The sequence below is a fragment of the Albidovulum marisflavi genome, assembly GCF_025751435.1.
Taxonomy (GTDB): domain Bacteria; phylum Pseudomonadota; class Alphaproteobacteria; order Rhodobacterales; family Rhodobacteraceae; genus Albidovulum; species Albidovulum marisflavi.
Genome location: NZ_JAOWKY010000001.1, coordinates 649502 through 667367, shown reverse-complemented (window position 1 = coordinate 667367; position 17866 = coordinate 649502). Strand labels below are relative to the sequence as shown.

Sequence of the window (17866 nt, the reverse complement as noted above, 5' to 3'; positions counted from 1 at the left end):
CATCGGAGCGCCGACATGCCGCATAGCCAATTGAACGCCCTGACCCGCCGAGGTTTCCTTGCGGGCACAGCCGCAGGAACATCATTGATCGCCCTCCATCCCTTTTCCGCCCGCGCAGCAACGAACCAGGCCCACCTGCGGATCATGGAGACGACAGACCTGCACGTCCATGTCTTCCCCTACGATTACTATTCCGACAGGCCGGTCGACACCGCGGGCCTGGCCCGCACCGCGGCGATCATCGAGACGATCCGGGCCGAGGCGGCCAATTCGCTGCTGATCGACAACGGCGACTTCCTGCAGGGCAACCCCATGGGCGACTACATCGCCTATGAGCGGGGCATGAAGGACGGCGACCTGCATCCGGTCATCGCCGCGATGAACGTGCTGAACTTCGACGCATCGACGCTGGGCAACCACGAATTCAACTACGGGCTCGACTTCCTGCTGAAGTCGGTCGCGGGTGCGGCCTTCCCGGTGGTTTCGGCCAACGTCTCGAAAAGGCTCGGCGCCTCCCCGCGCGAGGATGTGACACTGCTGAGACCCTATGTCATCCTCGACCGTGTCGTGACCGATGGCGCGGGGCGGGACCACCCTATCCGCGTGGGCGTGATCGGGTTCGTGCCGCCCCAGATCATGAGCTGGGACCGACGTCATCTGGAAGGGAACGTCAGCACACGCGACATCGTCGCCACAGCCGAAGCCTGGGTCCCGCAGATGCGGGAGGACGGCTGTGACATCGTCATCGCGCTGAACCACTCGGGCATCGGCGGGGCCGAGCGGGTGGAGGGCATGGAAAATGCCGCCGTGCCCCTGGCCCGGGTCGAAGGGATCGACGCGATCCTGACCGGCCACAGCCACTTGGTCTTTCCCTCCCCCAGCTTCGAGGGCTTCGCAGGGGTCGACGCGACCGCGGGCACGATTTCGGGCAAGCCGGGTGTGATGGCGGGTTTCTGGGGATCGCATCTGGGTCTGATCGACCTGCTTCTGGAACGCGACGGCAACTCCTGGCGCGTCGTCAGTTTCACGTCCGAGGCGCGCCCGATCTTTCAGCGCGGCGAGGACCGCAAGATCACGCCGCTGGTCGACAGCGTCGAAACCGTTCTGGCCTCGGTCCAGACGGACCACGACCAGACCCTGGACTACATCCGCCGCGCCGTCGGCAGAACCACGGCGCCACTTCATTCCTACTTCGCGCTGGTCGCCGATGACCCCTCGGTTCAGGTCGTTTCGATCGCCCAAACCTGGTACATCGCCGAGATGATGAAGGGCACGCCGCACGAGGGGCTTCCGATCCTGTCTGCCGCCGCGCCATTCAAGGCGGGCGGACGCGGGGGACCCGACTACTATACCGACGTGCCCGCGGGCGACGTCGCCATCAAGAACGTGGCGGATCTATACCTTTACCCGAACACGATCCGCGCCGTTCGGGTGACGGGCGCAGAGGTCAAGAACTGGCTCGAACGCTCGGCCGGGCTGTTCAACCAGATCATGCCCGGCGTGCCTGACCAGCCCCTGATCAACCCTGACTTCCCATCGTACAACTTCGACGTGATCGACGGCGTGCACTACGAAATCGATCTTTCTCAACCGTCGAAGTACGGACCCAAGGGAGAGGATCTGAACCCTTCGGCAAGCCGCATCGTCAACCTGACCCACAAAGGGCAACCCGTCGATCCCACAGCCGAGTTCATCGTCGCCACGAACAACTATCGTGCCTCGGGCGGGGGCGATTTCCCCGGCGCCAAGGGCGACACGATCGTCTTCGAGGGCCCGGACACAAATCGCGACATCATCGTGCGCTACATCCTTGAAAAGGGTACCATCGACCCTTCGGTCGACGCCAACTGGCGCTTCGCCGCGATGCCGGGCACAAGCGTTCTTTTCGACACGGGACCGCGCGCAGCAGCGCATCTGGCCGACGTCAAGGGTCTATCGATCGAACCCGCGGGCGATGGGCCGGACGGGTTCGCCCGCTTCCGCATCACGCTGTGATCGCGGCTTTGGCGGTTCAGGGCAGCGAAACCTCGCGGACGGACATCGGGATGTCCATGACAGCGACGATCCTTTCGTTGCCGTCGAAAAGGCCGGAGAGTTCGGCAACGGTCGAACTCAGTGCCATCTCTCCGTCCAGCTCCCGGCCCAGAGAGGCGCTCATGGCCAGGTCGACACGCTGGTCAAAGCGGTAGATCCGATGAAAGTCCGGTTTGACGTTGGAGTAGGGCGTCGCCTCGCCGGCCGACCAGGAGGGCGTGCCGGACCTGTACCGCAGGGGAAATCGCAGCTCTCCGCCGCTGCTGAGGGCGACCGTCCACGCCTCGGTCCACCTTGGCGCCTCCGAGTTCACGCTTTCCACCGTCGCGTTGCGGCGGATCTCTGCTTCTTGCGCGTTGCCGTAGGGATCGTAGCCACCCTCGGTTATGTAGATGCGCGTTACGTAAAGCCGCACGGCCTTCGTTCCGTCCTGCCGGGCAAGACTGGCAAGCGCCACGCCACGATAGCTGGACGGATCAGCAGGCGCCCCCCTCCGCGTCCTGACTGAACCGCGTCACCCCGTCCGCACGTCGCGGCGGTTTCGCTCGACAGCGTCCCGGCCGCGACGCATAACGTCACTATCGGGCAGGGAGACAGCGATGTTCAAATGGATCGTGCTGGTGATCGTCCTGGGCGCGGGGGCAGCATGGCTTACCAAACCAGGCGAGACGGAATTCGACGACATGCTGCGCGCAAGCCTTGAAAGGCAGATCGCGACGGAGGACGTCGATGTCGAGGACGACCCCATCGGGGCAATCGCGCTGGTGGCCTGCAAGCTCCGCCCTTCCGGCTGCTTCAAGCTGGTGCGCGAAGGTCTGGACGTGACGGTCGAGGATCGGGTGCTTTACACTGTCATTCGCGCCGACGGCTTCAGCAAGCGGACGGTCTGCACCGGGGCCTTCACGAAGCTCTGGTGCCGCGACGTGGCAACGGAAGGCTGACAAGAAGCGAGGCAGCGGCTCCTGCATGGCGGTCGAAAGCGACAAAACCTACACGCTTTTCTGGGAAGCGATGTCCGGTGCGATGGCCGTCGAACTCGTGCTTGAGGAAATGGGGGTCCCGTATCGTCGGCAGCCCGTGGACATGGCTGCTGGAGAGCACCGTTCCGCGGCTTATCTGCGGCTCAATCCGACGGGGCAGGTACCCGCGCTTGCCCTTCCAGAGGGAAAGGTCATCGGCGAAAGCGCCGCAATCATCCTGACCCTCGGGGATCGTCACCCTGACTCGGGCCTTGTCCCGCGCGGCGATCTGGAACGCCCCGCGTTCCTGCGCTGGCTGATCTACATGGCCGCGAGTCCCTACATGACCTTCGTACAGCTCAATCACCCGGAGCGTTTTCTCGACGATCCCAGCACCCACGACGCGCTGATCGAGGGTGCCCGGCAACGCCTTGAGGGCCAGTTCAGCGCGCTGGACGCCGCGATCGCGGGGGATCCGTTCTTCTTGCCTTCAGGGCCGACCGCGCTTGATTTCTACGCCTACATGCTGATTTCGTTCTTCCCGGACCACGAGGGCATGCTGGCCCGCAATCCCCGGCTGCGCCGCCTGCATGAAGCCGTCGGCGCGCGTCAAAGCGTTCGGGAAATCCTGCCGCGGCACTTGGGCTAGGGTGCGGACCTTCGCTGCATCCGCCTCTTGAACGCGCAGGTCGCTCGTCCCGCTGCGCCTTGCCAACCCGCGCCGTTCATCCTATATCGCGCCCTGAGAGGTTGGCGCGGGCAGACGCCTCGCCAACCCGGTCAGGTCCGGAAGGAAGCAGCCGTAACGAGCCCCGTCTGGGTCGATGTCCAGCCTCTCACCCCACCCTCCCGGGTGGACGCGCCGCCCGGCCGCGCCTAGTCTGTCCCCCGACCGCGATTCCCGAACCCCGAGGCGCCATGACCGACGCAAGTCCCTCTGCCTACCGCGTTCTAGCCCGCAAGTACCGCCCCGAGACCTTTGCCGACCTCGTCGGCCAAGACGCGATGGTGCGGACGCTGAAGAACGCCTTCGCCGCGGGACGCATCGCGCAGGCCTTCATCATGACGGGCATCCGCGGCACCGGCAAGACCACGACGGCGCGCATCATCGCCAAGGGCATGAACTGCATCGGCCCCGACGGCACCGGCGGCCCCACGACCGACCCCTGCGGGGTCTGCGAACACTGCGTCGCGATCATGGAGGGCCGTCACGTCGATGTCATGGAGATGGACGCGGCCAGCCGCACCGGCGTGAACGACATCCGCGAGATCATCGAAAGCGTGCACTACCGGGCGGCCTCGGCGCGCTACAAGATATACATCATCGACGAGGTTCACATGCTGTCGAACAACGCGTTCAACGCGTTGCTCAAGACGCTTGAAGAGCCGCCGGCGCATGTGAAGTTCATCTTCGCCACGACCGAGATCCGCAAGGTGCCCGTGACCGTTCTGTCGCGCTGCCAGCGCTTCGACCTGCGCCGGATCGAGCCCGAGGTGATGATCGGCCTTCTCAACAAAATCGCGACCGCCGAAGGCGCGCAGATCACGGACGAGGCGCTGGCGCTGATCACCCGCGCGGCGGAAGGGTCGGCGCGGGATGCGACCTCGCTTCTGGACCAGGCCATTTCTCATGGCGCAGGCGAAACCTCCGCCGACCAGGTGCGCGCGATGCTGGGCCTGGCTGACCGCGGCCGGGTTCTGGACCTGTTCCACCTGATCATGAAGGGCGAGGCAGCGGCGGCGCTTGGCGAACTGTCGGCGCAATATTCCGATGGCGCCGACCCGATGGCGGTGCTGCGCGACCTGGCCGAGATCACCCATTGGGTGAGCGTGATCAAGATCACGCCCGAGGCGGCAGAGGACCCGACCGTCGCCCCCGATGAGCGCGCGCGCGGACTGGCTATGGCCGAACGCCTGCCAATGCGGGTGCTCAGCCGGATGTGGCAGATGCTGCTGAAGGCGCTGGAAGAGGTCGCGGAGGCGCCGAACGCGATGATGGCCGCCGAAATGGCGATCATCCGGCTGACCCATGTGGCAGAACTCCCCGATCCCGAGCAGCTATTGCGCCGGATGAAGGACGCGCCCGTGACCGCGCCGCAAGGCGGCGGTCCTGCGCCGGGCGCCGGCATGACCCATTCCGCGCCTCGCGCCTATGTCACGCACACCCCGACGGCCTCGGGCGCGGCGACGGCCTTGGCCCAGGCGCCTGAAATTGCCCTGGCCCGCTACGCGACCTTTGCCGCGGTGGTCGAACTGATCCGCGCGAACCGCGACGTGAAGCTTCTGATCGAGGTGGAAAACCACCTGCGCCTTGTCCACTATGCGCCCGGCCGGATCGAGTTTTCACCGACCGCCGATGCGCCGCGCGACTTGGCCCAGACGCTGGGCCAGCGCCTGCAAGGCTGGACAGGCGCCCGCTGGGGCGTCTCGGTCGTCGCCGAAGGCGGCGGTCGCACCATCGCCGAGGAACGCGATGCCGAGCGCATGGCCGCCGAGCAGGAAATGAAGACCCACCCCGTGGTGCAGGCAGTCTTCGCTGCCTTCCCCGGCGCGCGCATCAAGGATATCAGGACCCAGACCGAGACCCAGACCGAGGCTGCCAATGCCGCCTTGCCCGAGGTCGAGGACGAATGGGACCCGTTCGAGAACAATTGAGGAGAGCGAGATGCTGAAAGGATTGGGCGGGCTTGGCGACATGGCCAAGATGATGAAGGCCGCGCAGGACATGCAGGCCAAGATGGCCGAGCTTCAGGAAAACCTGGCACAGATGAACGTCATCGGCGAATCGGGCGCGGGCCTGGTCACGGCCACCTGCACGGCGAAGGGCGAACTGAAGGCGCTGGATATCAACCCGACGATCTTCGACCCCACCCAGAAGGAAGTGGTCGAAGACCTGATCGTCGCCGCGATCAAGGACGCGCAGAAGAAGGCCGCCGACCGCAGCCAGGACGAGATGAAGCGGCTTTACGAAAGCCTCGGCCTGCCGGCCGACATGAAGCTGCCGTTCTGACGTGTCCGACGCCACTCGTGACATCGAGGCGCTGATCGAGCTGATGGCCCGGCTGCCGGGCCTTGGTCCGCGCTCGGCGCGGCGCGCGGTGTTGCATCTGATAAAGAAACGCGGGCAGGTCATGGCGCCCCTCGCCCGCGCGATGGCCGAAGTCGCGACATCCGCGCGTGAGTGCGCGGCTTGCGGCAACATCGGCACCGCCGATCTGTGCGACATCTGCCGCGACCCCAAGCGGGCGACGGGCGAAATCTGCGTCGTCGAGGATGTGGCGGATCTATGGGCGATGGAGCGCGGTCAGGCATTCCGCGGCCGTTACCATGTCTTGGGTGGGACGCTTTCTGCGCTTGACGCGGTGGGCCCGGAAGAACTGCGCATACCCCGCCTGATCGCCCGCACCCGGGATGAAAACGTGCGCGAGGTCATCCTGGCGCTGAACGCTACCGTCGATGGCCAGACCACGGCGCATTACATCGCAGAGGCGCTGGAAGGCACGGGCGTTTCCGTCACCTCGCTTGCGCAGGGCGTCCCGATCGGGGGGGAGCTTGACTACCTTGACGACGGGACGATCCAGGCCGCGCTGCGCGCGCGCAAGTCGGTTCAGTAGCGGCTCCTAGCCGCCAAAGACCGCGGCCTCGGGGACGATGTAGTATTCCCGCCCGCCGATCCCGACATACCAGTTGTCGCCATCCTTGGCCCAGGTCAGACCGTCGGTGCCCGGCGATGCGATGGCTCCTTCAGCCGAAAACTCCAGAACGCGTTCAACCCCGTCCGGCGCGGTGACACGGATCGTCGCCTCTCCGGCCGCGCCGCGCAGGATGCCCGCCGGGCAGGACTGATCCTGTGTGGGCTCATCCAGCGAACAAGGCAGCATCGTCGTGGCGTCGAAGTCCTCTGTCGAATAGGGCGCCGTGGCACTGGCCGGTTCGGGTTGCCCCGGCATCACCGTCAGGAAACGCCCGTCGCTCCAGTTCAGCGCCTCGAAGCAGGCTTGCGACCCGGCGCCTCCGCACCAGCCGCCATCTCGCCCGATCAGAAGGATCCGCGCCTGTCCCCAGTCGATCACCTGCCATCCGGTGGCCTGCCAACTCTCGACCCTGTCGCCCACGACGGCGTGCAACATGCACCCGCCCGACCCGCAATACATCGACGCCGCGCTGGTGCAGGAAAACGCGCTTTCATCCACGAGGATGTCCGCAGCCCCATCGCCCGTCAGGTCGATGTCGGTGACGGCATTGCCCGGATCGAAGCTGCCGCCCTCAAAGCTCTCGCAGGCGGCGCGGGCCTCGGACAGGATTCCGTCGACCGGAGCCTCGGCCTTGGCAGCATCCGAAATCACTCCGAACGCCGCTATCGCGAACAACAACCGCCACATGGCCGCCTCCGTCTGCTACCTGCACGAGGCTATGCGTTCCGGAGACAAACGAAAACCCCGGCGCTGCGGCCGGGGTCCTGAAATCAGTTGTCGTCTTCGTCTTCGTCGTCGTCGCCCTGCGGCAGGTTGAAGAAGCTTTCGGCGTCCGAATAGTCGCGCGATTTCTTATCTTCCTCTTCCTCGTCGGACTTGCTGAGAGAGAAGTTTTCCAGCCCCGCGATGTTCGACGGCATCCGCGGCTCGGTCGACATGCCCAAGGACTGTTCGGTCGAGACGAGCTTGCGCCGTTCGTCATCACTCATCACCGCGCCTTCGGCGGCCTTCTTCTTGGCGGCTTTCTGTACGGCCGCATCAAGCTCCGACTGGCGGCACAAGCCAAGCGCGACCGGATCGATCGGCGTGATGTTCTGGATGTTCCAGTGGGTCCGCTCTCGGATCGAGGCGATCGTCGGCTTGGTCGTGCCAACCAGCTTGCCGATCTGGGCGTCGGTCAGTTCCGGGTGGAACTTGACCAGCCACAGGATCGCCGCTGGGCGGTCCTGGCGCTTTGACAGCGGCGTATAGCGGGGACCGCGGCGCTTTTCCTCGCCCAGGGCGGCGGCGTTGAATTTCAGCTTCAGCTTGTGCAGCGGGTTCTTTTCCGCCTTCTCGATTTCAGAGGCTTCAAGCTGGTTGTTGGCGACCGGGTCGAACCCTTTCACGCCCACGGCGACGTCACCGTCTGCGATGCCCTGCACCTCAAGCTCGTGCAGGCCGCAGAAATCTGCGATCTGCTTGAAGCTGATCGTGGTGTTGTCGACCAGCCAGACGGCGGTGGCCTTGGCCATCAAGGGTTTCGTCATCGGATCTCTCCTTTGCTTGGTCCTGCGAGGGACCGGACAAATCTTTCCCGCGCCGGGAAAACGGCTGCGGCCTTTCGGTCCGCCATTCCACGTTTTCGGGGAAGTCACCGGGCTATATAGTCCTCCAAGACCGCCAAGGGAAGAGAAAATGCGCCTTATCGCCGCCCTCCTCCTCGCCGCGACCCCGGCATGGTCCGAGGGGGAGCGCGCGGGGGACTTCGACTACTACATCCTGTCGCTGACCTGGTCGCCCGGCTGGTGCGAACGCGAGGGCGATCTGCGGCGGGCGCCCGAATGCCGGTCAGGCGCGGACAGGGGCTTTACCCTGCACGGGCTTTGGCCGCAGTACGACTTCGGCTGGCCCAGCTGGTGCCACGGCGGGGGGCGCGATCCCAGCTGGACTGACGTTGAGCTGATCGCCGGGCTGATGGGCTCTGCCGACCTTGCCCGCCACGAATGGCGCAAGCATGGCACCTGTTCGGGGCTTGATGCCGATGCCTACTTCGATCTGTCGCGGCGCGCCTACGACGGCGTGAACCTGCCCGATGCGCTCCAGTCGCTTGACCGCGATGTGACCCTTCCCGCCTCGGTCGTCGAGGACGCCTTCGTCGAGGCCAACCCCGATCTGGACCGCAACGCCATCACGATCACCTGCAAGCAGGGCATGATCGCAGAGGCGCGGATCTGCCTTACCCGCGACCTTGAACCGCGCCCCTGCGGCCTTGATGCGCAAAGGGATTGCCGCATGCCGAACGCCCTGATGCCGGCGGTGCGGTAGGGACAAAACGTCGTCAGGCTTGATTTGCCGGCGTCCAAGGCTAAGATTCGGTCCATGACGGTCCAACCGCCGACCCAGTTCACGCCGCCCCAGCCCGTGCCCGATCAGGTCGCGTTCGATCGTGGCGAATTGTCGGTCATTCTTGCCCTTTACGGCCGGATGGTCGCGGCGGGTGAATGGCGCGACTACGCGATGTCCTTTCTGCGCGACATGGCGGTGTTCTCCGTCTTTCGCCGCGCCGCCGAATTCCCGCTTTACCGGATCGAGAAGCGCCCGAAGTTTCGTGCGCGTCAGGGCATGTATTCCGTGGTCGGAATGGATGGCCAGATCCTGAAACGCGGCCACGATCTGCCGACTGTGCTTCGCGTTCTGGAACGCAAGCTGATTCGCCCGGTGGAATAGCGCGCCTGCCGCGTCACCCTAGCCGGTCACGATGCGTTTCGCCCGGATCACCGGACCACCGCCCTGGGCCGCGATCCGGCCGATGGCTTCGTGGATGCCCTCGATCACCACCGCCATGTAGTGCCCGGTCGCGTGGATCATCCGTTCCTGCCCCAATGCGATCGCGACGTGGCCTTTCCAGAACAACAGGTCGTTGCGCCGGAAGGGTCCGGTGGCCGCGATGTCCACGCCGACGCCTTCGGCCTGAAGATCGCTATCGCCGGGACAGGGAATACCACAGGCCAGCAGCGCCGCCTGGGCAAGGCCCGAACAATCGATGCCCGACCGGCTGTTGCCACCCCACAGGTAGGGCGTGCCAAGGAAAAGCTCCGCGATGGCGGCGGGATCCTCGGCATGTTTGCCAATGGGCAGAAGGTGCCGGGCGAGGACATGGTCCCCATCCACCGTGCGGGCGAAGCGATCGCCAGTTTCGGCAATGGACAGGCGCGCGCCAAGCGACAGAAGTGACGTTTCCTTCGTCTTGATGTCGGGCGCGGCGTACACATGCGTCGCGGGGACCGAAACCCAGTGCGTCGCTGGCCGCGCATCGCCCAACGCCGCTTCCTGCACATAGCCACAATAGCCGTCCTTGTCCGCGCGGACGAAGGCGTGGTCCTGGTGCCGATCCAGAACCAGAACCGCGTCCCCCATCAAGACCTGCCGGTCGCGCGCGCCGTTCGGGGCGGCCAGGAGATCGGCAAGCGGCACGGCGATCCGCGCGGGTTCCCCGGGCACGAAGCGATCGGCGGTGACACTGCCCCTTAGCGAGACATGGGCCACGCGACCGTTCGCGGGGGTCAGGCGGCGGTCGCTCATAGCCCCAGCACTCCGGGCAGCGCATCCAGGACCGCGCGCGCGCCCTGCCCGACCCCGCCCTTGGGCCGCGCCGGCGCCGCCGTCGGCTGCCAGCCGTAAATGTCGAAATGGGCGTAGTGCGCGGTACCGGTCACGAAGCGGCGCAGGAACAGCGCCGCCGTGATCGACCCGGCCATCCCGCCAGAGGGCGCGTTGTCCAGATCCGCGATCGCGGGTTCTATCAGGGTCTCGTAGGGATCCCAGAACGGCATCCGCCAAAGCGGGTCAGCGACCGCCCGGCCGGCCTCGGCCAGCGCGCCCGCAACCCGTTCGTCGTCGCAGTAGAAGGGGGCCAGGTCTGGGCCCACCGCAACCCGCGCCGCGCCGGTGAGCGTCGCCATCGATACCAGCAGGTCGGGTTTTTCCTCGTCCGCCAGCGCAAGCGCGTCGGCCAGCACCAGCCGACCCTCGGCGTCGGTGTTGTTGACCTCGACCGTCAGGCCCTTGCGGCTGTGCAGCACGTCCTGCGGACGGAAGGCGTTGCCGCCCACCGCGTTTTCGACCGCCGGGACCAGCACCCGCAGGCGCAGCCTCAATCCAAGGCCCATGATCATGCGTGCCAGACCCATGACTGTGGCGGCCCCGCCCATGTCCTTCTTCATCAGCCCCATCGAGGACGCGGGCTTGATGTCGAGCCCACCGGTATCGAAACAGACCCCCTTGCCAACAAGCGTCAAGCGCGGCCCTTCGGTCCCCCAACGCAGATCCAGAAGCCGCGGCGCGCGGGACGACGCACGGCCCACCGCGTGGATCAGAGGGAAGTTTTCGGCGAGCAGGTCGTCTCCCCGGATCACCTGCGCATCGGCCCCGAACTCGGTCGCGAGGTGCAGGAACGCGGACTCCAGCTCTTCCGGGCCCATGTCGGAGGCGGGGGTGTTGATCAGATCGCGCGTCAGGCATTCGCCCGCCACGATCGCGGCCAAGCGCGCAGAATCGACGCCGGCGGGCAGGACCAGCCTGGCCTTCTGCGGCTTGTCGGCCTTGTAGCGGGTGAAGCGATAGGCCGCGAGATGCCAGCCAAGCGCCGCCTCTTCGGCCTCGGCGGGCGTCATGTGCGAGGCGATCGACCAATCCCCGTCCGGCAAGCCCGCCGCCGCGCGCGCGGCATGAAAGCGCCCGCGCCGCCGCTTGACCGCCGACCCCATACCCAGAAGCGCGCCCGAGGGGCGCCCGTCGGCGCCCGGCAGAATGCAAAGCTGCCCCAGGGCGCCCGTGAACCCGTTGGCGGTGGCCCAGTTCGCGTGGCCTTCGCTGAGGGTGGCGGTCACGGCGTCAAGCGCTCCTTCCTCGACCAGATGAAGCGGCAGGTGGGAAGCGTCGGGCGCGGCGATGATCGAGCTCATGTCACTGGTCCTGCAAGGATGGTCAGCGCCAGCCTAGTGCCTTGCCCGGCCGCCGCAAGCCCCTCAGACCGTCATGTCGTGCAGATCCCACACCGCGGTCAGTGATCGCTGCCCGATCCGTTCAAGTCGCGCAAGGACCGCGGCCCTGCCGGCCGAATCCCCTGCCTCTGTCGCGCGAATCAGGTCGCGCGCGACGCGCGCCACGCTGGTCATCCCGACCTGCGTTCCGATCTGCACCAGCATCCGGGCCGTGCGCAGGAATTGCGCATCCTTCCCGTCTGCAAGACATTGACGAAGATCCTGCAGCCGAGCGGCAAGATCCTCGGTCGCACGGCTGATCAGCTTTTCCGCCCCGCGCTCCCCCAATTCGGCGTAGATCGCGGACATCGCGTCCGGATCAAGCCGCACGCCCTCGTCATGGCGCAACCTGGCAAGCTCTGCCACCCTTCACCCTCCTTGCCGCACCCCTGCGGATGGGGGATTCTTGAAGCGGTGTTGTCAAGAAAACCTTGAAGCGCGGCGTAGAAACATCTCGAATTCGAATGATGCAGACGATATGCAGGCGCCGAAAACAACGCGAGGCGTCCCCATGAACCACATTCGGCCGCTGCCCTCCTACCTGGTCCACCGCTACCACGGCTGGAAGGCCACGACCTGGACGGAGAACCGCGTCTGGTATCGCCGCTTGGCCGATGAAGGACAGCGACCCCGCGCGATGGTGATTTCGTGCTGCGACAGCCGGGTTCACGTCACCTCGATCTTCGGGGCGGATTCGGGGGAGTTCTTCATCCACCGCAACATCGCGAACCTCGTGCCGCCCTACAGCCCCGACGGCGAACACCACGGCACGTCCGCCACGGTCGAGTTCGCGGTCACGACGCTGAAGGTCGCGCACATCATCATCGTGGGCCATTCGCTGTGCGGGGGCGTCAAGGGCTGCCACGACATGTGCACGGGCCAGGCGCCGGAACTCGAGGAAAAGTCCAGCTTCGTCGGACGCTGGATGGATCTTCTGCGGCCCGGTTTCGAGCGGGTGAAGGACAAGCCCGAGGATCAGCGCCTGCGTGCGCTTGAGAAGGAATCGGTTCTGGTCAGCCTGGAAAACCTGATGACCTTTCCCTTCGTGCGCGAAGCGGTCGAGGCGGACGAACTGACCCTTCACGGCCTGTGGACGGACATCGGCGCCGGCGGCCTGGAACAGTACGACCCGGCGAGCGGAGCCTTCGTTCCGCTCTAAGCGCCACTTGTCTTTCGTGCCGGGGCGACTATCTACCGGCGAAATCGGATTGAGGGACATGGAAACGATCCTTTCGGTGATGGCGCAGAACCTTGTTTCGCCCATCGTGCTCAGCTTTGCCCTGGGCCTTTTGGCCGCCATGGCGCGCTCAAGTCTTTCGGTGCCCGAGGCCGCGGCCAAGGCGCTTTCGATCTACCTGCTGTTCGCCATCGGTTTCAAAGGGGGCGCAAGCGTCGCCGCGCACGGGCTTGAAGGATCTCTGGTCGCCGCGCTGATCGCGGGGATCGCGCTGAGCTTCGTGATCCCGGTCATCGCGTTCGGCCTGTTGCGCGTGATGACGCGGCTTTCCGCGGTCGACGCGGCGGCGGTCGCGGGCCACTACGGCTCGATCTCGATCGTCACCTTCGTCTCGGCCACGGCGATCCTTGCCAGCCGCGCGATAGATTACGAAGGCTACATGGTCGCCGTGGCCGCAGCGATGGAGGCACCCGCGATCGTCGCCGCGCTGTGGCTCGCCGCGCGCGCGGGGGCCGGGGCGCGCATGGACCGGGAACTTTGGCGCGAAGTCCTTCTGAACGGCTCGATCGTGCTGCTGATCGGCGCCTTCGTGATCGGCGCCGTCACGGGCGAGCGCGGCCTGAAAGAGATCGAGAGCTTCATCGTGTCGCCCTTCAAGGGCGTGCTGTGCCTGTTCCTTCTGGACATGGGCCTTGTGGCGGGACGGGGGCTGCGGCAGGCGCGCTCGGTCCTGTCGCCGGGCGCTTTCGCCTTCGCCGTGCTGATGCCCCTGGCCGGAGCGGCGCTGGCCCTGCCCGTCGCGATCATGCTTGACCTGAGCACAGGGGGCGCGGCGCTTTTGATGGTGCTGTCCGCATCGGCCTCCTACATCGCGGTCCCGGCGGCGATGCGCGTGGCGCTGCCCGAGGCCAACCCCTCAATCTATCTCACCCTGTCGCTGGGGGTCACCTTCCCGTTCAACTTGGCGCTCGGGATCCCCATCTACGTCGCACTGGCGGAATTCCTTCTCGGAGCCTGATCATGCAGATGAATGACGCGAAACGCGTGGAAATCATCATCGAAGCGCCGCTTGAACGCCGGCTGCTGGACACGATTTCAGAAGCCGGCGTCACCGGGTTCACCGTGCTTCCGGTCCTGGGCGGGTCCGGCCGGTCGGGCCGGTGGAGCCGTGAAGGCCAGGTGTCCGCCGCAGGCGGGATGGTGGCGGTCGTGTGCATCGTCCGCCCCGAACGCGTCGACCAGCTGCTGAAGGCGGCCTTCGCCGTCGTGGAACGGCACATAGGCGTGGTGTCCGTCACCGATTGCCAGGTGCTTCGGGCCGAACGGTTCTAGATCCGGTCCGCAGCGCGCAGCGCCGAAGCCCTTGGGGGGCGTTCGGCAATCGGCTATCTTGCGTTCATGCCCGCCCTTTGCCGCGACTGCCTGACACAATTCGACGCCGGCGCGCGCTGTCCCGCCTGCCGGTCGCCTCGCGTCCTGTCGCACCCCGAGCTTTTCAGCCTGTCCATCGCCCACATGGATTGCGACGCCTTCTATGCGAGCGTCGAGAAACGCGACGATCCCGAACTGCGTGACAAGCCGGTCATCGTGGGCGGGGCGCATCGCGGGGTCGTGTCGACCTGCTGCTACCTGGCGCGGATCAGGGGCGTGCGCTCTGCCATGCCGATGTTCCAGGCGCTCAAGCTCTGCCCCGAGGCAGTGGTGCTCAAACCCCGCGGCGCGCACTATGCCGCCGTGTCCAAGCAGATCCGCGCGCTGATGGACGAACTGACCCCGGTGGTCGAACCCCTGTCCCTGGACGAGGCGTTCCTGGACCTGACCGGCACCGAGAGGCTTCACCACGCGCCGCCCGCCGTCACGTTATGCCGGCTTCTGAAGCGGATGGAGGATGAGCTTGGCCTGACCGGCTCAATCGGTCTTTCGCACAACAAGTTCCTGGCCAAGATCGCCTCGGACCTGGACAAGCCACGGGGGTTTTCGGTGATCGGACGGGGCGACACCGCGGCCTTCCTGAAGGGCAAGCCGGTGCGGATGATCTGGGGCGTCGGGCTTGCGACCCAGACGACGCTGGAGGCCGCAGGCATCCGGACCTTCGACGATCTGCTGCGGTGGGACCGCAAGGATCTGACGGCACGGTTCGGGTCGATCGGGGAGCGGCTCTGGCATCTGGCGCGCGGCGAGGACATCCGCCGCGTGAACCCGAACGAGCCGATGCGCTCGATCTCTGCCGAAACGACCTTCGACGAGGATACGGCGGACCGCACCCTTCTGGACGGCCATGTCTGGCGCCTGGCGGAACGCGTCGCGGACCGCGCCAAGGCCAAGGACCTGGCTGGCAGGACCGTGACGCTGAAGCTGAAGCGCGCCGATTTCACGACGATCACGCGGCGGCATACGCTGCGCGAACCCACGCAGACCGCCGAACGCATCTACCGCGAGGCCGCGGACCTGATGGCCCAGGTCAGGGAGCCGGGCCCGTTCCGCCTGATCGGCGTCGGCATATCCGACCTGTCGGACGACAGCGCGGCGGACCTGACGGGCGATCTTCTGGATCCGCTGGCCGCGCGCAGGGCGGGCGCCGAACGGGCCACGGACGCGATAAGGGCAAGGTTCGGGAAGGCAGCGATCGTCAAGGGCCGGTCGCTGCGCTGATCACTCGGCCGCCAAGCGGTCCTCGGCCCTGCCGATCGCGGCGATGTCGGCCAGGACGCCGGCCAGGATCCTTTGAAAGCCGGCGAAATTGCCGTTCGGGCGAACCTCTGCCTCGTTCATGTAAAGGGCCCGGTCCAGTTCGACCTGCACCACGTGCTGCGCCCGCGTCGGGCGGCCGTAGGCCTGCGCGATGTAGGCGCCCGCGAACGGCGTGTTGCGCACGGTCCGGAACCCGGCACGGATAAAGGCCGCGTCGACGGCCTCGACGATGGCGGCGGACGCCGAGGTTCCGTAGCGATCGCCCAAGACCACGTCGGGGCGCGGACGGCCGGGCACGGTGGCAACGTCCAACGCCTCATGCGGCATGGAATGCATGTCGATCAGGATTGCCTGGCCGAATCGCAGGCGTGATTCGTCCAGGAGAATCTGCAGCCGGTCATGGTAGGGGTGCCACCAGTCCGCGATCCTGGCCTTCACTTCGTGCAACGGCAGCTTTCCGGCATAGATCGCGCGCCCGCCCGACACGACGCGCGGCACGACCCCCAAGCCAGAGGCCACGCGTGGATTGTGCGCGGGCGCGCGGAAACCATCGATCAAGGCGGGGTCAAGTTCGTCCGCGGCGCGGTTCAGGTCGACATAGGCACGCGGGGCCACCGCGGCCAGAAGTGGCGCGCCAAGGTCCGGAACACGGTCCAGAAGCACATCGACAAAGGCATCCTCGGAACTGCGTATCGTCTTTTCACCCAGCACCGAGCGCGCCAGGAACTCGCCCGGATAATAGCTGCCGCTGTGCGGAGACGCGAATACCACGCTTGTGGTGCGCCTCTGCGGAAGCGTCAGTCGATAGGGTCCGGGCGTCATGTCCACTCCTTCGCAATAGCTGGACTATAAAGCCAAATCGCAAAGTGTCGAAACCCCTTGAAAGGCCCCGCGACTCCTTCTATAGACCCCGGGACCGACGCGGTGCCGCCCGCGAACCGGGTTTCCGGCGTGGGTGGCAGTGCATTCGGACGGGCGCGTAGCTCAGCGGTAGAGCACTACGTTGACATCGTAGTGGCCACAGGTTCGATCCCTGTCGCGCCCACCATCACCGCCCCCGGCAGAAATGCGGGGGCATTCGTTTTCGCCGGCGCAGACGCGCCATACTGGGAGAAGGCCGATGAAGGTCCGGAACTCGCTCCGCTCGCTCAAGAGCCGGCACCGCGATTGTCAGGTCGTGCGCCGCAAGGGCCGCGTCTACGTGATCAACAAGACGCAGAAGCGCTACAAGGCCCGTCAGGGCTGAGCTGCGCCGCCTGTTGAGGGCATCGCAAAAGGGCCGCCGGGAAACCGGCGGCCTTTTTCGTTCCGCGTTTCCGGCCGATGGCCCGACGCCCATAGCGCGGGGAAAGCCTGTCCGCCGAACGCGTCCAGAGCCGCCTCGGTGGCCAGCCGGCCCCATTGCGGATACAATATCCCCCGATTTCCAACCATCTGTTGCGGGAGGAGTCCGATGAACGACACCGTTTCCGAAGCGGAGCTTGCAGCTGGCCGCGGATATGAACGCCTGTTCGTGCCGGCGCTGTTCGGCCCCTGGACGAAGCACGTAATCGCAGCGGCGGACATCCAGAAGGGCTCCCGCGTGCTGGATATCGCATGCGGAACCGGGATTCTTGCGCGCGACGCACGCAGCGCCATCGGCGAAACAGGCCGCGTGACGGGGTTGGACCCCGCGCCGGGCATGATCGCCACCGCGCAGGAGATCGCGCCCGACATGGAATGGGTGCGGGGCAGCGCCGAAGACCTGGAATTCGAGGACGCCACCTTCGATCGCGTCTTGTGCCAGTTCGGGATGATGTTCTTTCAGCATCCGCAGAAGGCGGTGAAAGAAATGTACCGGGTGATGGCGCCCGGTGGCCGTCTGGCGGTCGCCGTTTGGAATTCCATCGTGAACAACCCGGCCTACGAAGACATCATCGATGTGCTGGACGAACAGGTCGGCATCGCCGCCGGGGATGCGCTGCGGCTGCCCTTCAGCATGGGCGACGCCAGCGAGGTCACAAAACTGCTGGACAACAGCGGCTTCAGCGACATCGCAGCTGATACCCGAACCGAACAGGCAAACTTCCCAAGCGCACGCGCCATGGTCGAGGCCGAGCTACGGGGCTGGCTGCCGCTGTTCGACATCAACCTCGACGAAGAAGAGATTGCCGAAGTTCTGACCCGTTCGGACATCCTGCTCGCCAAGTACGCGACCCCCAGCGGCGAAGCGGTGTTTCCGACGTCCGCGCATGTCGTGACGGCCAGCAAGCGCTGAGGGGACCGCGCAGGCAGTCCCTCGGGCCC

21 protein-coding genes, 1 tRNA gene and 1 other RNA gene are annotated in these 17866 nt (G+C 66.1%); 16 read left to right on the top strand and 7 right to left on the bottom strand.

The features are described 5' to 3' along the window. Nucleotides 1-15: 15 nt before the first annotated feature. The gene (locus OEW28_RS03230) at nucleotides 16-1995 is read left to right on the top strand and encodes a bifunctional 2',3'-cyclic-nucleotide 2'-phosphodiesterase/3'-nucleotidase (protein WP_263733277.1); all 1980 of its coding nucleotides are present in this window, start codon (nucleotides 16-18) and stop codon (nucleotides 1993-1995) included. 16 nt (nucleotides 1996-2011) lie between these two features. Here the strand turns inward: OEW28_RS03230 and OEW28_RS03225 are convergent, their stop codons facing one another. Beyond that, on the bottom strand, nucleotides 2012-2491 hold the full coding sequence (locus OEW28_RS03225; RefSeq protein ID WP_263733276.1) for a hypothetical protein: 480 nt from the start codon (nucleotides 2489-2491) through the stop codon (nucleotides 2012-2014). 142 nt (nucleotides 2492-2633) lie between these two features. Here OEW28_RS03225 and OEW28_RS03220 point away from each other — a divergent pair, with 142 nt between their 5' ends. From OEW28_RS03220 to recR, 6 genes are all read left to right on the top strand, one after another. Continuing rightward, nucleotides 2634-2975 carry a hypothetical protein gene (locus OEW28_RS03220; RefSeq protein WP_263733275.1) on the top strand — a complete coding sequence of 114 codons (342 nt, stop codon included), beginning with the start codon at nucleotides 2634-2636 and terminating at the stop codon, nucleotides 2973-2975. Nucleotides 2976-3000: 25 nt separating this feature from the next. Continuing rightward, entirely contained in the window at nucleotides 3001-3642 is a 642-nt protein-coding gene (locus OEW28_RS03215; RefSeq protein ID WP_263733274.1) for a glutathione S-transferase family protein, read from the top strand. 94 nt (nucleotides 3643-3736) lie between these two features. After that, an RNA gene (ffs, locus tag OEW28_RS03210) (signal recognition particle sRNA small type) lies at nucleotides 3737-3835 on the top strand. A gap of 76 nt (nucleotides 3836-3911) precedes the next feature. Continuing rightward, nucleotides 3912-5648 (top strand): DNA polymerase III subunit gamma/tau, encoded by a 1737-nt coding sequence (locus tag OEW28_RS03205; RefSeq protein WP_263733273.1) that lies wholly within the window; start codon nucleotides 3912-3914, stop codon nucleotides 5646-5648. 10 nt (nucleotides 5649-5658) lie between these two features. After that, entirely contained in the window at nucleotides 5659-6003 is a 345-nt protein-coding gene (locus OEW28_RS03200) for a YbaB/EbfC family nucleoid-associated protein (protein ID WP_263733272.1), read from the top strand. 1 nt (nucleotide 6004) lies between these two features. Further along, on the top strand, nucleotides 6005-6607 hold the full coding sequence (gene recR / locus OEW28_RS03195) for a recombination mediator RecR (protein WP_263733271.1): 603 nt from the start codon (nucleotides 6005-6007) through the stop codon (nucleotides 6605-6607). 6 nt (nucleotides 6608-6613) lie between these two features. Here the strand turns inward: recR and OEW28_RS03190 are convergent, their stop codons facing one another. After that, on the bottom strand, nucleotides 6614-7375 hold the full coding sequence (locus OEW28_RS03190) for a hypothetical protein (RefSeq protein WP_263733270.1): 762 nt from the start codon (nucleotides 7373-7375) through the stop codon (nucleotides 6614-6616). Between the two features lie 83 nt (nucleotides 7376-7458). After that, the gene (locus OEW28_RS03185) at nucleotides 7459-8217 is read right to left on the bottom strand and encodes a DUF1013 domain-containing protein (protein ID WP_263733269.1); all 759 of its coding nucleotides are present in this window, start codon (nucleotides 8215-8217) and stop codon (nucleotides 7459-7461) included. A 148-nt stretch (nucleotides 8218-8365) separates the two neighbouring features. Here OEW28_RS03185 and OEW28_RS03180 point away from each other — a divergent pair, with 148 nt between their 5' ends. Further along, complete coding sequence (locus OEW28_RS03180; protein WP_263733268.1) at nucleotides 8366-8995, top strand: ribonuclease T2; 630 nt, start codon at nucleotides 8366-8368, stop codon at nucleotides 8993-8995. Between the two features lie 54 nt (nucleotides 8996-9049). Beyond that, nucleotides 9050-9397: a DUF2794 domain-containing protein gene (locus tag OEW28_RS03175; RefSeq protein ID WP_263733267.1), complete on the top strand. Its 348-nt coding sequence runs from the start codon at nucleotides 9050-9052 to the stop codon at nucleotides 9395-9397. An 18-nt stretch (nucleotides 9398-9415) separates the two neighbouring features. Here OEW28_RS03175 and OEW28_RS03170 read toward each other — a convergent pair whose 3' ends face one another. The 3 genes from OEW28_RS03170 to OEW28_RS03160 form a co-directional block, all read right to left on the bottom strand. Then, the gene (locus OEW28_RS03170; RefSeq protein WP_263733266.1) at nucleotides 9416-10252 is read right to left on the bottom strand and encodes a C40 family peptidase; all 837 of its coding nucleotides are present in this window, start codon (nucleotides 10250-10252) and stop codon (nucleotides 9416-9418) included. Then, nucleotides 10249-11634 carry a leucyl aminopeptidase family protein gene (locus tag OEW28_RS03165; RefSeq protein WP_263733265.1) on the bottom strand — a complete coding sequence of 462 codons (1386 nt, stop codon included), beginning with the start codon at nucleotides 11632-11634 and terminating at the stop codon, nucleotides 10249-10251. The genes OEW28_RS03170 and OEW28_RS03165 overlap by 4 nt, the downstream gene beginning before the upstream one ends. Nucleotides 11635-11697: 63 nt before the next feature. Then, the gene (locus tag OEW28_RS03160) at nucleotides 11698-12078 is read right to left on the bottom strand and encodes a hypothetical protein (protein WP_263733264.1); all 381 of its coding nucleotides are present in this window, start codon (nucleotides 12076-12078) and stop codon (nucleotides 11698-11700) included. A 145-nt stretch (nucleotides 12079-12223) separates the two neighbouring features. On the opposite strand from OEW28_RS03160, the gene OEW28_RS03155 reads away from it, so the two are divergent. From OEW28_RS03155 to OEW28_RS03140, 4 genes are all read left to right on the top strand, one after another. Continuing rightward, nucleotides 12224-12871, top strand: a complete 648-nt coding sequence (locus OEW28_RS03155) for a carbonic anhydrase (protein WP_263733263.1) — start codon at nucleotides 12224-12226, stop codon at nucleotides 12869-12871. 58 nt (nucleotides 12872-12929) lie between these two features. After that, entirely contained in the window at nucleotides 12930-13907 is a 978-nt protein-coding gene (locus OEW28_RS03150) for a sodium-dependent bicarbonate transport family permease (protein ID WP_263733262.1), read from the top strand. Nucleotides 13908-13909: 2 nt separating this feature from the next. After that, complete coding sequence (locus OEW28_RS03145; RefSeq protein ID WP_263733261.1) at nucleotides 13910-14221, top strand: DUF190 domain-containing protein; 312 nt, start codon at nucleotides 13910-13912, stop codon at nucleotides 14219-14221. Between the two features lie 66 nt (nucleotides 14222-14287). Further along, complete coding sequence (locus OEW28_RS03140) at nucleotides 14288-15541, top strand: DNA polymerase IV (RefSeq protein WP_263733260.1); 1254 nt, start codon at nucleotides 14288-14290, stop codon at nucleotides 15539-15541. On the opposite strand, the gene OEW28_RS03135 is transcribed toward OEW28_RS03140, so the two are convergent. Then, complete coding sequence (locus tag OEW28_RS03135; protein WP_263733259.1) at nucleotides 15542-16402, bottom strand: N-formylglutamate amidohydrolase; 861 nt, start codon at nucleotides 16400-16402, stop codon at nucleotides 15542-15544. It lies immediately after the preceding gene. 151 nt (nucleotides 16403-16553) lie between these two features. Between OEW28_RS03135 and OEW28_RS03130 the strand changes: the two genes are divergently transcribed. The 3 genes from OEW28_RS03130 (at nucleotide 16554) to OEW28_RS03120 (ending at nucleotide 17837) form a co-directional block, all read left to right on the top strand. Further along, nucleotides 16554-16628: transfer RNA gene (locus tag OEW28_RS03130), tRNA-Val, on the top strand. 72 nt (nucleotides 16629-16700) lie between these two features. Next, nucleotides 16701-16826, top strand: a complete 126-nt coding sequence (ykgO, locus tag OEW28_RS03125) for a type B 50S ribosomal protein L36 (protein ID WP_263720432.1) — start codon at nucleotides 16701-16703, stop codon at nucleotides 16824-16826. A gap of 207 nt (nucleotides 16827-17033) precedes the next feature. Further along, nucleotides 17034-17837 (top strand): class I SAM-dependent methyltransferase, encoded by an 804-nt coding sequence (locus OEW28_RS03120; RefSeq protein WP_263733258.1) that lies wholly within the window; start codon nucleotides 17034-17036, stop codon nucleotides 17835-17837. Nucleotides 17838-17866 lie beyond the last annotated feature (29 nt).